This window comes from Jeotgalicoccus nanhaiensis, assembly GCF_015235105.1.
Taxonomy (GTDB): domain Bacteria; phylum Bacillota; class Bacilli; order Staphylococcales; family Salinicoccaceae; genus Jeotgalicoccus; species Jeotgalicoccus nanhaiensis.
Genome location: NZ_JADGLW010000002.1, coordinates 225,359 through 240,500 on the forward strand (window position 1 = coordinate 225,359; position 15,142 = coordinate 240,500).

A 15,142-nucleotide genomic window follows, 5' to 3' on the forward strand; every position below is an offset into this window, starting at 1 on the left:
AAAAGGGTTTGATGCAGGTTGAAACGGGCAAAAATTAAAAGCTTGGATGCTATAAATAAACAGGTGCTGAAGTCGCGTATAAATATTATTATGCTGATAATTTTTATATTATTTTTAATTCTTATTATACGTCTTGGCTACCTGCAGATTGTTCTCGGTGATACGTATCAGGAACAGGTTGAAAATGCGCAGTATGTAGAAATTAATCAGAGTGTGCCGCGCGGGGAGATTTACGATCGAAACGGCAATCTTCTTGTCGGCAATACTGCCGAGAAGGCTGTTTATTTTACCAGACACAGAAATATGTCAAATTTCGAAATAATGGACGTTGCAGAAACACTCAGTACATATATAGATATGGATACTGAAAGTTTATCGCTGCGCGATAAACAGGATTACATTATTAACAATTATCCGAAAGAGCTGTCGGCAATAATGCCTGAGCAGGTTACACTGCTTGAAAACGGCGGGATTTCCCAGAATGATTTTAATGAAGATGCTTATAACATTATCGATGAAGAATTTGCAGATTCGGTGTTAAGTGACGAAGATTTAAATATTATTGCTGTATATGTAGAAATGGTATCAGCAAGTGAACTTAATCCTGTAATTATTAAGAGTGAAGATGTTACTGAAGAAGAGTTCGCCAAAGTTAATGAAGACTTGGATCAGCTGACAGGGATTTCGACCGGCCTCGACTGGCAGCGCGACTATCCTTACGATTCGGCACTTCGTACAGTGCTCGGTGAAGTATCGACGAACGATGAAGGACTGCCGAGAGAACTCGTTGAATATTACCAGGCGCTCGGTTACTCGCGCAACGACAGAGTAGGAAAATCCTATCTTGAGTTCCAGTACGAAGACGTTCTCCGCGGTAAAAAACCGCAGGTGAAATATACGACGGATAAGTCCGGCAGAGTGACCGGTGAGGAAACGATTAAAGAAGGGAAAGCCGGAGACGACTTGTATCTGACTATAGATATTGAGCTGCAGCTCGAACTTGAAAAAATCGCAGAACATCATTTAACAGGAATCAGGGAACTGGCTGAAGAAATTGTTGCGAGGGACGAAAACAGCGGTGATATCGACTATACTATTATTCCAGAATATATCGATACCGTACAGCTGGTCGTCCAGGATCCGAATAATGGAGATATTCTCGCCATGGTCGGAAAACATATTAATGAAGACGGCGATATCGTTGATTACGATTACGGTACGCTGACTGCAACATACGTGCCCGGTTCATCCGTCAAGGGGGCCACTGTTGCTACAGGCTACCAGGAGGATGTTCTCGAAGTCGGAGAAACACTGATTGACGAGCCGATGACATTTTCCGGCACAGATACTGTAAGTTCCTTCTTTAACCGGAATGATCAGGTGCCGGTCGATGACCAGCGGGCGCTTATGGTTTCATCGAACACTTACATGTTTAAAATCGCTCTCGCGATTATGGGCGAGGAGTACAGTGCGAACATGCCGCTGCCGACCGATGTAACCGCAGCCGGTTACGCGCTCAGGAACGGACTGAACCAGTTCGGTCTCGGTGTGTCGACAGGCATTGACCTGCCGAACGAAGCTCGGGGTCTGGCACCGCAGCTGACGAACCCGATGAACTATCTGTACTTAAGTATCGGCCAGTATGACACGTATTCAGCTCTGCAGCTGTCACAGTATATGTCGACATTTGCAGCAGACGGCAAACGCGTGCAGCAGCATCTCGCAAAAGAGATTCGCGGAAGTGATGCCAATGACAAAGGACCCGTATTAAATTCATACGGCACTAACGTTCTGAATACCATTCCGATTTCAGACAGTGAACTGTCTCAAATCCAGGCGGGCTTCTACGATGTGTTTAACACCCACGATCAGGCGAGAGATATGTACGGAACGGGGTGGGACGCCTACCATGAACTTGAACCGAAAGCTGCTGGGAAAACAGGTACAGCCGAGAGCTTCAGAGACGGAGATCCTGTTTTAAATCAGACTTATCTCGGATATGCGCCTTACGATAATCCGGATATGGCATTCTCCATCATCTTCCCGACTATGCCGAGTACAGTGCCGTTTTTCCCGGCTCAGTTCATGGGCCAGGATGTTATACAGAAATATTATGAAATTTATTACGGACAAGCGGAAGAATCGCTGTATAATTATGATGCTTCTGACTTTTATTCGCAGCTGGAATATGGACAATATTGATTATTTTTAAGACCTTAATCCCCGGATTAAGGTCTTTTTTTCATATTTACATAAACTTAACAATTCATTAATTTTACATTTACAATGGTCCGCTAGAATAAGTATGTAAGATAAATTACTAGACAATTAACTGGAGGAATTTTAGCTATGAAGAAGAATTTATTTCTTGCTGCGCTGTTAATGAGCTTAATGTTCATTCTGGCGGCTTGTTCTGATTCAGGATCAGAAGAAGATACTGGCAGCGAAGATGCTTCAACCGAAGAGGGTACTGAAGAAGGTACTGAAGAAAGCACAGACGAAGAAAATACTGAAGATGCAAGTTCAGAATCGGGGTCATCTGCAGACGTTACAGGTAATGTAAACGAAGATGACGACCAGATTGCCGGTGAAGGTTCATCTACGGTATTCCCTATACTTAATCTTTTAGTTGAAGACTTTAACGCTGACCACGGTGTTGCTGTTGAACTCGGCGGTAACGGTACCGGTTCAGGTTTCAGTGCACTGATCGAAGGCACTGCACAATTTGCTAACGCATCACGCGGTATCCAGCAAGAAGAAATCGATGCTCTTGAAGACGGCGGCATTGAATGGACAGAATTCCTAGTAGCTACTGACGGTTTGACTGTTGCAGTTAACCCGGCTAACGACTTTGTAGAAGATTTAACATTCGACGAACTCAAAATGATTTACTCAGGAGAAGCTGAGAATTGGTCTGACGTTCGCGAAGACTTCCCTGAAGAGCCGATTACTGCATATGGACCGGACCAGTCACACGGTACACACGACTTCTTTAACGAAGAAGTAATGGATGAAGAAGGTGTTCAGGGTCAGCTGATCCAGGATACCAACCAGGTTGTTTCATCTGTCGTAGGAGATCAGAATGCAATCGGATTCTTCGGTTACAGCTTCTACCAGGAAAACCAGGATTCATTAAAACCGGTTTCGATTACAGGTCCTGACAGCGAAGAAGCTGTTGAGCCTTCATTCGAAAACGTAATGGATTTCTCTTACCCATTATCCCGTCCGCTTTACGTTTATGCTGACAATGCTGCAATGGAAGACAACGAGACATTCCACACATTCCTGGAATACACACTTAAGAACTCGCAGTCTGCTGCAGAAGAAGTTGGATATGTACCACTTGAAGACGAAGCGCTTGAAGAGGAACTTTCTAAACTTCCAAACCTGGAACAATAAGAAGATAAAATCTTATAACAGATGGACGGGGAGGCTTTTATCCCGTCCATTTTTAAAGTAAAGAGAGGCTTATGATGAGCAGTAAAAATATTAGAGAACAAATCATTAAAAATACAAGAAATAAATCCAGTGTGTTTGAGAGAATGATTCCAGTCATTTTACTATTAATAACTTCAATCTCCATTCTCGCTACTATTGGTATTCTGTACACGTTACTTTCAGAGTCATTTGAGTTTTTCTCCCGGGTGCCTATTACTGAATTCCTGACTTCAGCTACATGGCAGCCTTACGTCGGTGACGGGGAGTGGGGAATATGGGCACTCATTATGGGTACGCTTAAAATTGTAGTCATTGCAGTTATTTTCGCTGTGCCGATCGGCCTTGGCGCTGCTGTCTACTTGAGTGAATACGCAACTGAAAGAGTCAGACGTATTATTAAACCTATTTTAGAAGTGCTTGCAGGTATTCCGACAGTAGTTTACGGTTTCTTTGCAATTAATTTTGTCAACCCTATCCTCCAGGGTATATATAGCGGTTTTGGTTTATACAATGCAGTTTCTGCCGGGATCGTAGTCGGTATTATGATTATCCCGATGATCGCAAGTTTAAGTGAAGATGCTATGAGTTCAGTGCCAAGAGCGATGAGAGAAGGTTCGCTCGGCATGGGAGCAACGCGCTTCGAAACAGCAGTCCGGGTAGTTATTCCGGCAGCCTTTTCCGGAATTGTCGCTTCATTTGTACTGGCAATTTCACGCGCGATTGGTGAAACAATGATCGTTTCCATTGCGGCCGGTTCAACACCGAATGCAAGTTTTGATGTCACAGAGCCCCTGCAGACGATGACAGGGTTTATCGTTCAGATCACTTCCGGAGATTCCGCTTTCGGCACTGACTTATATTACAGCCTGTTTGCGGTCGGTATGACGCTGTTCGTTATGACTCTCTTAATGAACGTGATTGCATCGTGGTTTAAGAAGAGATTTAAGGAGGAGTACTAATAATGACGTTGATAGATAAAGATATTATTGCAGGAAAACGTTCCGGCAGACAATCTAAAAACCAAATTTTTAAATGGCTATTCTTCCTCTGCACGATGTTCGGTCTCGCAGTTCTGATTATGCTGATTACAGACACGCTGATGGATGGCTGGGACCAGCTGAATATGGATTTCTTAACGAGCTTTAACTCCAGCAGAGCTGAGAATGCAGGTTTCTTCGGCGCTATAATCGGTTCGCTCTGGCTGATGCTCGTGACCACACCGGTTGCTATCATTTTGTCAGTCGGCACAGCTTTATATTTAGAAGAATATGCACCAAAAAATAAATTTACAGATTTCATAAAAATAAATATATCAAATCTCGCAGGAGTCCCTTCAGTCGTCTTCGGTCTTCTCGGCCTTGCAATGTTCGTGAGAGCACTTGCCCTAGGCAACTCTGTCCTTGCTGCAGGTCTGACGCTCGCTTTAATGATACTTCCAGTGATTGTTGTTGCATCACAGGAAGCAATACGCGCAGTGCCTGCCTCAGTCCGGGAAGCTTCAATCGGCATGGGAGCCACTAAATGGCAGACAGTCTCAAGAATCATCTTGCCGGCGGCAATCCCCGGTATTATCACGGGTATTATTTTAGCTATTTCACGTGCTATCGGGGAAACAGCACCCCTCGTAGTTATTGGAGTTCCGACGACGCTGCTCGTGACGCCTAACAGCATATTTGACTCATTTCAGGCAATGCCGATGCAGATTTACAGCTGGGTTAAAATGCCGAATGAAGAATTCCAATACATCGCAGCAGCAGGAATTATCGTTCTTCTAGTCATCTTGCTTCTGATGAACTCAGTCGCAATCTTTATCCGCAATAAGTTTTCGAAAAGATATTAATTTTTAAGAGGAGTTTTATAAATGGCAGAACTAAACAGTGTTAAAACTAAAGTAAACATTGGTACTCAGGCAGCGGACGCAAAAAGACAAACAATCATTCAGGAAGATAAAGAAATTGTTTTTCAGTCTAACAACTTTAATCTCTGGTACGGTGACAACCATGCACTCCAGGATATTAATTTAACTTTCCACGAAAACGACATCAACGCTATCATCGGACCGTCAGGCTGCGGTAAATCGACTTTTGTTAAATCTTTAAACCGTATGACGGAATTAGTGCCGATTGTCCGGACAGAAGGTGATATCCAGTTCCGGGGGGATGATATTTTCACGAGCGGCATGTCTGTGGAAGAATTAAGAACACGTGTCGGCATGGTTTTCCAAAAACCGAATCCTTTCCCTAAATCAATTTATGATAATGTGGCTTACGGTCCGCGTGTTCACGGCATTAAAAAGAAATCCGTTCTCGATGAAGTGGTAGAGAAATCATTGCGCAGCGCATCGATCTGGGACGAAGTCAAAGACCGTCTTAATGACAATGCAGACGGCTTATCAGGCGGACAGCAGCAGCGAATCTGTATCGCACGTGCACTTGCAGTAGAGCCTGAGGTTATTTTAATGGATGAGCCGACAAGTGCCCTCGATCCGATTTCAACAACTAAAATTGAGGATTTAATGCAGGAACTTAAAAAAGATTACAGTATCATTATCGTGACGCATAACATGCAGCAGGCTGCACGGGTATCCGACAGAACTTCTTTCTTCTACCAGGGCTACGTCGTTGAATCAGATGATACGAATGTGATTTTTGAGAATCCTTCTGATAAACGTACAGAAGATTACGTTTCAGGCAGATTCGGCTAAAAATGACTGTCTATCGTGAAAAATTCCAGCAAGAACTGGACGCACTGATTGGCGAATGTATAAAACTTGGGGAAGAATGTCACAAAAGACTTGCGGGAACTGTGGAAGTACTTCTTGCAGATGATATCGAAGATGCGCGGAAAGTCGTCCGCAATGATGCTGAGATTAATAAAATGGAAGCTGATGTAAATGCTCATGCGATTAATTTAATTACTACCCAGCAGCCTGTTGCCACGGACTTAAGAACGATTATTTCCTGCATTAAAATTGCTGATAATCTCGAACGGATAGGGGATAATATAAGTAATGTGGCAGAAGTCCGAAAGCGTATTAAAATTACAAATGAACGGACGCTGCTCCGTTTTAAAACAATGGAACGTCTGGCGTCATTAATGCTGGAAGACGTTTACACCGCCTTTAAAAAATCGGATCTTGATCTGCTCGATGAAATTATTTTAAGAGACCAGGATATCGATGCGGTATTCGTTCAGATTACCACTTCGGATATTTTCGAAGAATCCGATGCTTTTTTAACAGGTCAGATACAGCTGACCGCAAAATATCTTGAACGTATCGGCGATCACATTAAAAGTATTGCGGAACACATTTACTATATTCACACCGGCGACCCATATGAAAAATACAAGAGCGAATAAGAACAGCCTCCAGTAATTCTGGAGGTTTTTTCTATATTCATATAGAATAACTGTAAGCAAGAAATAAATAGTGAGGGGTTATTAATATGTCTAAAAAAGAGTTGCGCCAAAATATGATCAGCACTTTAAAATCTATGGACAAAGATGCCAAATCAAAAGCTGAAGACAGCATTACAGCGCACGCTAAAGATTTTATTCAAAAGCATGCTTTTAAAAGTGTGGGGATAGTCCTGCCGATGAAAATAGAATACGACACCTGGAAATTAATTGATGAACTGCTTGACTCAGGTATTGAGGTATACTCCCCGCAGTGTCATTACGATGACAAATCGATGACTTTCCACCGCCTGACGTCAAAAGAAGAAGCCACGCTTGATGAGAAAAATATTCCGATTCCAAATCCCGAAGCACCGGTCAACAACGATGTGGACCTGCTAATTGTGCCGGGGCTGATATTCAGCACGGACGGATACCGGATCGGTTACGGCGGAGGCTTTTACGACCGTTTCCTGACGAGTTTTAAAGGCAGTACGGCTTCTTTAATCTTCAGCGAACAGCTGGGAGAGACTATCGTCATGGAACATGACCTGCCTGTCGATACTCTGATTACCGACAAAGAGATATTGAGTGTAAAAGCAGTGAGAGAACATGAAGAATAAATGGCAGGCAGCATTTGAAGTTGCGAAATATACAAACTATGACTTTCTTCATTATGACCAGGATACAGACATGATCTGGCTGAAAGACCGCAAAAAGAAAACACTGCTGTGCCTTTTGGATATGGATTTATCCGATCGTGAACTGGAGTCGATTACTGATAACATCTTCAACTCCGCGGATAATCTTTCAGCAATTGCAGGTTTTCCTGTTAAGACAATTAACCTGTACCATTTAACTGAAAAAAAATTCACGCGCAAGTTTAAGTCGAAAACATTGAGAGTCAATCACAGAACCGTCAGTAATCTCGAGAAAATTATATCAAATCCATTTTATAAAATTGATATGAAATATAAAAAACCGAAAGATGATGCATTTTATAAGCGAAGATTAATGTCGCGCCATCCTTTTGAAAAGTATATGATTAAATTTACACCGATGACGCTCTTGTTCGTAACATTAAATACCATTGTCCTGTTAATTAATTTGATATTTGTTCATCTGTTTAATACTTATGAATTGACCAATCTTCTCGCAGTCAGCCATTACGAAGTTGCATCCGGTGAATATTACCGGCTGGTTACGAGCACCTTCTTGCACGTCGGAGTCAGTCATTTTCTTTTTAATATTTTTGCGCTGTACATACTCGGCAAATTCGTTGAAGGAATATATACACCGTGGCATCTGCTGATAACTTATCTTGCAGCAGGTACGATTTCGAGTCTTTTTTCTCTCGTATTTATTACAGAAGGTATTTCCCTCGGAGCGAGCGGGGCGGTTTACGGTCTGCTCGGTTTAATCATTGTACATTTATTAATTACGAGAAAAATCAAAGCAAAACTGCTTATCCAGATTATCGCAGTATTCGCAGCAGTTTCAGTCTTATCGATGTTTGTAGCAAATGTTAATCATTATGCACATATCGGCGGTCTGATTACAGGCGTACTCCTCGGGGTAATATTTAATTTCCGCCGGGTTAAATTAAAATATACGATTATTGCTGCGGCAGTGCTGATTTTATTCACCATGTTCAGCCATTACGGCATGAACCGGCAGACATCGATTCATCCTATGGACGACGAAGCACTGTACTATTATGAAAAAGGCGATTACGACGCGGCCCTTGCAGTTGTTAATAATTCGATTAACAAAGATGCGGCAACAGATATGACTTACTATTTACTCGGAAAGCTGTATATAGAAGCAGGAGATGAGAAAAAAGGCCAGCAGTACGTCGATCAGAGCTATGAGATGGATCCGTCCAATGAACTTGCGGCAAAAGAAAAAATACTCGAGTTCCGCAAGAATCAGGACTATGACAATATGAATGCAGCCATAGACAAACTGGAAACACCAGTCGAAGATGAGGAACTGCAGATTTTAATTGATGAAGCGAATTAATATATAGAAAAGCATTAAAGAGGCTGATAACGGCCTCTTTTTTTATGTTTTCAAAAAGTATATTAACTATATGTATAATTATACTTGATTATGTAATTTTATGATGTTAGTATTTAAATTATCAATTAATTAAAAAAACTTATGAGGTGACATATATGGCACAGAAAAAAGTAGTATTAGCATATTCAGGCGGATTGGACACAAGCGTAACGATTCAGTGGTTTATCGATAAAGGTTTTGATGTAGTAGCGGTATGTCTTGATGTCGGTGAAGGCAAAGATCTTGAACAGGTTCATGACAAAGCACTAAAAATGGGTGCCAGCGAATGTCACATCATAAATACACAAAAAGAATATGCAGAAGAATTCGTTGCATATACAATTTACGGCAACTCGATGTACGAAGAGAAATATCCTCTCGTATCTGCACTCAGCCGTCCGTTAATTTCTAAGAAACTTGTGGAAATTGCACACGAGACAAATGCGGATTACGTTGCACACGGCTGTACCGGTAAAGGGAATGACCAGGTGCGTTTCGAAGTGGCTATTAAATCACTCGATCCGTCAATCAAAGTACTCGCACCTGTCCGTGAATGGACATGGTCAAGAGAAGAGGAAATCAAATATGCGAAAGAGCATAATATTCCAATTCCTATCGATCTTGATTCTCCATATTCTGTCGACCAGAATCTGTGGGGCAGAAGCAACGAATGCGGTATCCTTGAAGATCCTTGGGCAGCACCGCCGGAAGATGCCTACGATCTTACTGTAAATATTAAAGATGCTCCGGACGAAGCTGAAGAATTATTAATTACTTATGACAAAGGACTGCCGGTCGCTATCAATAACGAGAAGTTCGAACTGCATGAATTAATCCTGCATTTAAACGAAGTCGCGGGCAAACACGGCATCGGCAGAATCGACCATGTAGAAAACAGACTGGTCGGCATTAAATCAAGAGAGATTTACGAAACACCGGCGGCAAAAGTAATTTTAACTGCTAAACACGATTTAGAAACGATTACTTTAACGAAAGATATCGCTCATTTTAAACCGGTAATTGAACAGAAATATACAGAGCAGGTTTACAACGGCTTATGGTTTACACCATTATCCGAAACGCTAAGAGCGACTCTGAAAGATATGCAGCAGCCGGTCAGCGGTGATGTGCGTGTTGAATTATATAAAGGAAACGTCACTGTTACAGGACGCAAATCTGAAAACAGTCTTTACAATGAGAAACTGGCAACTTATACGAAAGAAGACGCCTTCAATCAGGAAGCATCTGTCGGCTTCATAGAAATCTTCGGACTGCCTACTAAAGTGAAAGCGATGCTTGAACAGGGAGTTGCTGTGGATGAGTAAAAAAGCCTGGGGCGGCAGATTCCAAGAGGATTCAATTTCATGGGTGGAAGAGTTTAATGCTTCCATCCATTTTGATAAAGTCCTGATTGAAGAGGATATTAACGGCAGTATTGCACATGCTAATATGCTTGCAGCCCAAAATATTATTACCGAAGAAGAAAACAGCCTGATTAAAGATGGATTGATGAGCATCTTAGATGACTACAACAATAATAAACTGGTCTTCAGCGTATCAGAGGAAGATATTCATATGAATGTCGAAGCAAAACTGATTGAGAAAATCGGCGCAGCAGGCGGCAAACTGCATACAGCCAGAAGCAGGAATGATCAGGTTGCGACAGATATGCATTTATACGTTAAAAAAGAAGTTAAGACAGTCATTGAGAGTATTGAATTGCTGCAGCAGACAATTATCGAACTTGCAGAAAATCACATCGGTGTCATTATGCCCGGTTACACGCATCTGCAGCGTGCCCAGCCGATTTTATTCTCTCATCATATACTGACCTACTTTTGGATGCTGGAACGCGACAAATCGCGTTTTAACGATGCTTTAAAACGCATTGACGTTTCTCCATTAGGTGCAGGAGCAATCAGCGGCACAACGTTTAATATCGATCGTTTCCAGACGAAAGACGAGCTCGGTTTTTCAGGCATATACCACAACAGCATGGATGCGGTGAGCGACAGGGACTACATCGTTGAAACGTTGTCGAATATTTCGCTTTCGATGGTGCATTTATCGAGATTATCCGAAGAATTGATTTTCTGGACGACGGATGAAGCGAATTTCGTCACGCTGAGCGATGCGTTTACGACGGGCTCTTCGATGATGCCACAGAAGAAAAATCCGGATATGGCCGAACTGATTCGCGGAAAAAGCGGACGGACTGCAGGACATCTCATGTCTATGCTCATGCTCTTAAAAGGGCTGCCGCTGACGTATAACAAGGATATGCAGGAAGACAAGGAAGGCCTGTTTGATTCACTGACAACCATAAAGGGCTCCCTTAAAATTATGAATGGCATGCTTGAAGCACTGACGATTAACGAAGAAGTGCTGGAAGAAGCTGTAACCGAAGATTTTTCCAATGCAACGGAACTCGCGGATTATCTAGTTGCTAAAGGTATTCCATTCCGACAATCTCATGAAATTGTCGGAAAACTGGTACTGTCATGCATTAATAAAGGGATTTATCTTAAAGATCTGCCGCTGACGGAATTTAAAGCAGCCAGCAGTGTAATCGAAGAAGATATCTACGGCATCTTGTCGCCTAAAGTTGTCGTCAACAGAAGAATCAGCTACGGATCAACAGGTACAGAGTCTGTTAAGCAGCAGCTGGAAGTCGCTAAAAATCATATGTAATATTAAAATACTCCTTCTGGTAAATCCAGAAGGAGTATTTCTTTTTCGTTATTCATTAATTAACCGAGATCCGGATAGCCGAATGTAAATATAGTTGCAAGCGTCCAAAGTCCAAAGACCAGAACTGTTATTGCACTGAATGCGGCAGCCAGGATGTTTTTAGCTTTCATCGAGTTTAAAAGCCCGATAATTCCAAATACTGCAACTAAGCCCATTAAAATTGCGAGAGCGTTAACTCCGATTCTAATAGTCAGTCCACCAATACTAAATAATTCTCCTGTATCGAAGAAAGGCATTATATTGACCCCCTAATCTTTCTCTTTAAACAATCACTTAACAATATTGTATAATTAATATATAGTTTTGTCGAGAACATTTTGGAGAGTGATTATTAATGAAAATTACAAGATTGCCTTTAGGGGCTTTATCAACAAACTGTTATATTGTGAGCAATGGAGAAAGCGTACTGGTAGTAGATCCGTCGGCGGAAGCAAATGTAATTACCGGTAAATTGAAAGATATCGGACTGCCTGTGGACGGCATCCTTTTAACCCATACGCACTACGATCATTTCGGAGCACTGGATGAAGTTCAGGAATTTACAGATGCTGAAGTCTATATGTCGGATATCGAAACAGACTGGCTGACAGACACCTCTAAAAACGGCTCAATCCGCTTTACTGAGGAGATTACTTCATCAGTGAGCCCGAATATCCTAAAAGAAGGCCCGGCAGCTGTAGGGGCCTTTAAATTCGATGTGATTCATACACCAGGACATTCCCCCGGATCGCTGAGCTATAAATTTGAAGATTTTGTTATTTCCGGTGATGTCTTATTTCACAAAGGAGTGGGACGCACAGATCTTTATGGCGGCAGCACACCTGAACTGATGCATTCTATCAGGGAAAAACTGTACAAGCTCGCTCCGGAAACGACTGTTTATGCAGGACATAATGTACCGACAACCATCGGAGATGAAAAAGAGAATAATCCTTACGTGCGTTAAAAGGCAGCAGCCAAATAGAAAGAGCAGGAACACCGATGTGTTCCTGCTCTTTTTTTAATTAATGCTGGTTTCCAAAAGATGGTTCCAGTAAGAATGTTGTGTAATATGTAAAGCCGACAAAGAACAGAATCAAGTAGGCAGCAAATACGTACATGTACATTCTTTCAGTTAATTTCATATAGCCTAGTAAGACAAAAAGTCCTGTCTGTGCAACGAAGAATAATGACATTGTTACCATATCTCCGATATAGAACAGAATGGCAAACATCGCTGTCCAGAACCCAATCATTTTAAATACTTTATCCATGTGTTACATCCTCCCACCTGAATAATTTTACATATCATTAAATTCAATTATAGATAATACAACGGCTAATGTAAATAGTAATTGCATTTATTTTGATGTAAATAAATTCCAAAACTATGTAAGTTTGTGTAAAAAGTAAACCAGTTTTGCTATTTTTGTGTTTAAGTAACTTTTTTAAAAGGAAATCGCACTTTTGGCCTATATATAGGGTAGGAGGTGTTTTTTTGAAAAGCTTGGCAGAAACATTAATTAAGGATGCATATGACAGCGGCGCAAGCGATATTCACATTACGTTTGAAAAAACCGAAGGGTCGGTTAAAAAACGTATCCGCGGAAAGATGGTAGCCGTCCGCACCCTGGAACTCGATATGCTGAAACGGCTGATTAACTATTTGAAGTTCATTGCGGAACTGGATATTAACGAGCACAAGGTTCCCCAGAGCGGCCGGACGAGTTTTTATATCGGTGATTTGCAGTGCAATATCCGCGTCAGTACACTTCCGCTCACAATTATGAAAGAAATTGTAGTCATCAGACTGCTGAACACAAGTGCAGGAAAATCTTCCGAAAGTCTTTTTTATAGAGACGAAGATTACAAATTTCTCGCTTCGCATATGAAGCTGTCACAAGGGCTGATTCTCTTTACAGGGCCTACAGGGTCGGGAAAAAGTACAGTTATGTACAGACTCGCGACGGATGCCGCAAAAGACGGTACCAGACAGATTATCAGTATTGAAGATCCGGTGGAATTTGATATCAGCGGACTGGTGCAGGTCGAAATTAACGACAAAGCGAATCTGAGTTATGCGCCGCTTATCCGGGGAGTGCTCCGGTGCGACCCGGACATCATTATGTTCGGTGAAATCAGGGACAAAATCATCGCAGAAGAGCTGCTGAAAACAAGTCTTTCAGGACATTTGGTACTGAGCACTTTTCACAGCAAAAGTGCTCTCAGCACGCTGACCCGGCTGAAAGATTACGGTCTCTACAAAGAAGAGATGGCAGAAAGTATTTCACTCATTGTCAACCAGCGGCTGATTCATACTGAAGCGGGGGCGTTTATCGTGTATGAGCATCTTGACAAAGAGATGATACAAAAACATTTAAACGGCGGGACAGTAATGTATCCGACTATCCAGGATAAGCTCATCGAGCTGCACGGGGAAGGAGCGTTGACGGATGAAGAATATAAACATTACAATCGGTCCTTCCAATAAACTCGGCAAATACGATGCTCATTTTTTAATCAAGCTCGCCGGTCTTTTAAGGAACGGTTTTACGATGCAGCAGGCATTAACCTTTTTAACCGAACAGTACGAGGTCATTAAAGAGCCGGATAGAAGAAAGCTCTTAGAATTGATTAACAGCGGTGCATCGCTGAGCGCCGTCTTGAAATATCTCGGCTTCTCTAAATCGATTATTATGCAAGTATCATTCGCTGAAATACACGGTGAGATCATTTCAAATCTTGAACAGTCGGGGGAATATTTAAACACGCGCCGGCAGACAATGCAGCAGCTGGTTAAAACACTGCAGTATCCTCTCGTGCTCGTTGCAGTATTCATCATTATGCTCGGGCTGCTGAATTACACAGTAATACCGCAGTTTAATGAGCTGTACAGCGCAATGCAGGCAGATAAGACGATACTCGTCAGCATGCTCACGCTCATATTAAATTATCTGCCGTATGCGGCTTTCAGTATTTTAGGGACGGCGGTTCTTATACTCCTCGTAATACTGCTGATACTGAATTTGAAAAATACAAAACTCGCAGCAAAGCTTCTGCTCGGTATACCTATTGTTAAAACTTATTTTAAATATTATGTCACCTACCGCTTCTCGCGCGAGTTCGGCTACTTTTTAAATAACGGTCTCGAAGTGAAAGAAATTATACTGCTGTTTAAAACGCAGACCATCAACCGTTATTTAAGCCTCGCTGCAGAAACGATAGAAGAACAGCTTCTTTTCGGCACATCGCTCGGGGAGGCGGTAGAAGAGCTGGACATGCTCGATAAACGGCTCGCGGTATTTGTCAATCACGGCGAGTACAACAGCAATGTTGGACAGGAACTGATTATTTACAGCGAATACTCTTTAGAAAATATCATTATTAAAGTTGAAAGCTTAACGAAGAAAATCCAGCCCGTCATATTTTTAATTCTCGGGCTTCTGATTATCTGTTTATATTTAGTCATCGTGTTACCGATATTCAATATGCTCAGTTCGATAAAATAGGAGGAAAA

At 42.0% G+C, this 15,142-nt stretch carries 15 protein-coding genes; 13 read left to right on the forward strand and 2 right to left on the reverse strand.

All coding sequences use genetic code 11. The annotated features are described in order from the left end of the window. Positions 1-18 precede the first annotated feature (18 nt). The 10 genes from IR135_RS03335 (at position 19) to argH (ending at position 11,586) form a co-directional block, all read left to right on the forward strand. Positions 19-2,202, forward strand: a complete 2,184-nt coding sequence (locus tag IR135_RS03335) for a peptidoglycan D,D-transpeptidase FtsI family protein (protein WP_194194242.1) — start codon at positions 19-21, stop codon at positions 2,200-2,202. 147 nt (positions 2,203-2,349) lie between these two features. Next, positions 2,350-3,399: a phosphate ABC transporter substrate-binding protein PstS family protein gene (locus IR135_RS03340; RefSeq protein ID WP_135096706.1), complete on the forward strand. Its 1,050-nt coding sequence runs from the start codon at positions 2,350-2,352 to the stop codon at positions 3,397-3,399. Positions 3,400-3,470: 71 nt separating this feature from the next. After that, positions 3,471-4,397, forward strand: coding sequence for a phosphate ABC transporter permease subunit PstC (pstC, locus tag IR135_RS03345; RefSeq protein WP_135096708.1), 927 nt, complete (start codon positions 3,471-3,473; stop codon positions 4,395-4,397). 2 nt (positions 4,398-4,399) lie between these two features. Beyond that, the gene (pstA, locus tag IR135_RS03350; RefSeq protein WP_135096710.1) at positions 4,400-5,278 is read left to right on the forward strand and encodes a phosphate ABC transporter permease PstA; all 879 of its coding nucleotides are present in this window, start codon (positions 4,400-4,402) and stop codon (positions 5,276-5,278) included. Positions 5,279-5,299: 21 nt separating this feature from the next. Then, positions 5,300-6,142, forward strand: coding sequence for a phosphate ABC transporter ATP-binding protein PstB (gene pstB, locus IR135_RS03355; protein ID WP_135096712.1), 843 nt, complete (start codon positions 5,300-5,302; stop codon positions 6,140-6,142). 2 nt (positions 6,143-6,144) lie between these two features. After that, positions 6,145-6,798 (forward strand): phosphate signaling complex protein PhoU, encoded by a 654-nt coding sequence (gene phoU / locus IR135_RS03360; RefSeq protein ID WP_135096714.1) that lies wholly within the window; start codon positions 6,145-6,147, stop codon positions 6,796-6,798. Positions 6,799-6,884: 86 nt separating this feature from the next. After that, complete coding sequence (locus IR135_RS03365; protein ID WP_135096716.1) at positions 6,885-7,457, forward strand: 5-formyltetrahydrofolate cyclo-ligase; 573 nt, start codon at positions 6,885-6,887, stop codon at positions 7,455-7,457. Beyond that, a complete protein-coding gene (locus IR135_RS03370) occupies positions 7,447-8,856 on the forward strand; it encodes a rhomboid family intramembrane serine protease (protein ID WP_135096719.1) in 1,410 nt (469 codons plus the stop codon). Before IR135_RS03365 ends, IR135_RS03370 begins: the two co-directional genes overlap by 11 nt. A gap of 155 nt (positions 8,857-9,011) precedes the next feature. Then, the gene (locus IR135_RS03375; RefSeq protein WP_135096721.1) at positions 9,012-10,220 is read left to right on the forward strand and encodes an argininosuccinate synthase; all 1,209 of its coding nucleotides are present in this window, start codon (positions 9,012-9,014) and stop codon (positions 10,218-10,220) included. After that, on the forward strand, positions 10,213-11,586 hold the full coding sequence (gene argH / locus IR135_RS03380) for an argininosuccinate lyase (RefSeq protein WP_135096723.1): 1,374 nt from the start codon (positions 10,213-10,215) through the stop codon (positions 11,584-11,586). The genes IR135_RS03375 and argH overlap by 8 nt, the downstream gene beginning before the upstream one ends. 59 nt (positions 11,587-11,645) lie before the next feature. Here the strand turns inward: argH and IR135_RS03385 are convergent, their stop codons facing one another. Beyond that, entirely contained in the window at positions 11,646-11,882 is a 237-nt protein-coding gene (locus tag IR135_RS03385; protein WP_135096725.1) for a DUF2759 domain-containing protein, read from the reverse strand. Between the two features lie 98 nt (positions 11,883-11,980). On the opposite strand from IR135_RS03385, the gene IR135_RS03390 reads away from it, so the two are divergent. After that, positions 11,981-12,592, forward strand: a complete 612-nt coding sequence (locus tag IR135_RS03390) for an MBL fold metallo-hydrolase (RefSeq protein ID WP_135096726.1) — start codon at positions 11,981-11,983, stop codon at positions 12,590-12,592. Positions 12,593-12,650: 58 nt separating this feature from the next. On the opposite strand, the gene IR135_RS03395 is transcribed toward IR135_RS03390, so the two are convergent. After that, entirely contained in the window at positions 12,651-12,899 is a 249-nt protein-coding gene (locus IR135_RS03395) for a DUF2626 family protein (RefSeq protein WP_135096728.1), read from the reverse strand. Between the two features lie 224 nt (positions 12,900-13,123). Here IR135_RS03395 and IR135_RS03400 point away from each other — a divergent pair, with 224 nt between their 5' ends. Then, positions 13,124-14,116, forward strand: coding sequence for an ATPase, T2SS/T4P/T4SS family (locus IR135_RS03400; RefSeq protein ID WP_135096730.1), 993 nt, complete (start codon positions 13,124-13,126; stop codon positions 14,114-14,116). Then, positions 14,079-15,134 carry a competence type IV pilus assembly protein ComGB gene (gene comGB / locus IR135_RS03405; RefSeq protein WP_135096732.1) on the forward strand — a complete coding sequence of 352 codons (1,056 nt, stop codon included), beginning with the start codon at positions 14,079-14,081 and terminating at the stop codon, positions 15,132-15,134. Before IR135_RS03400 ends, comGB begins: the two co-directional genes overlap by 38 nt. The last annotated feature ends 8 nt before the right edge of the window (positions 15,135-15,142 follow it).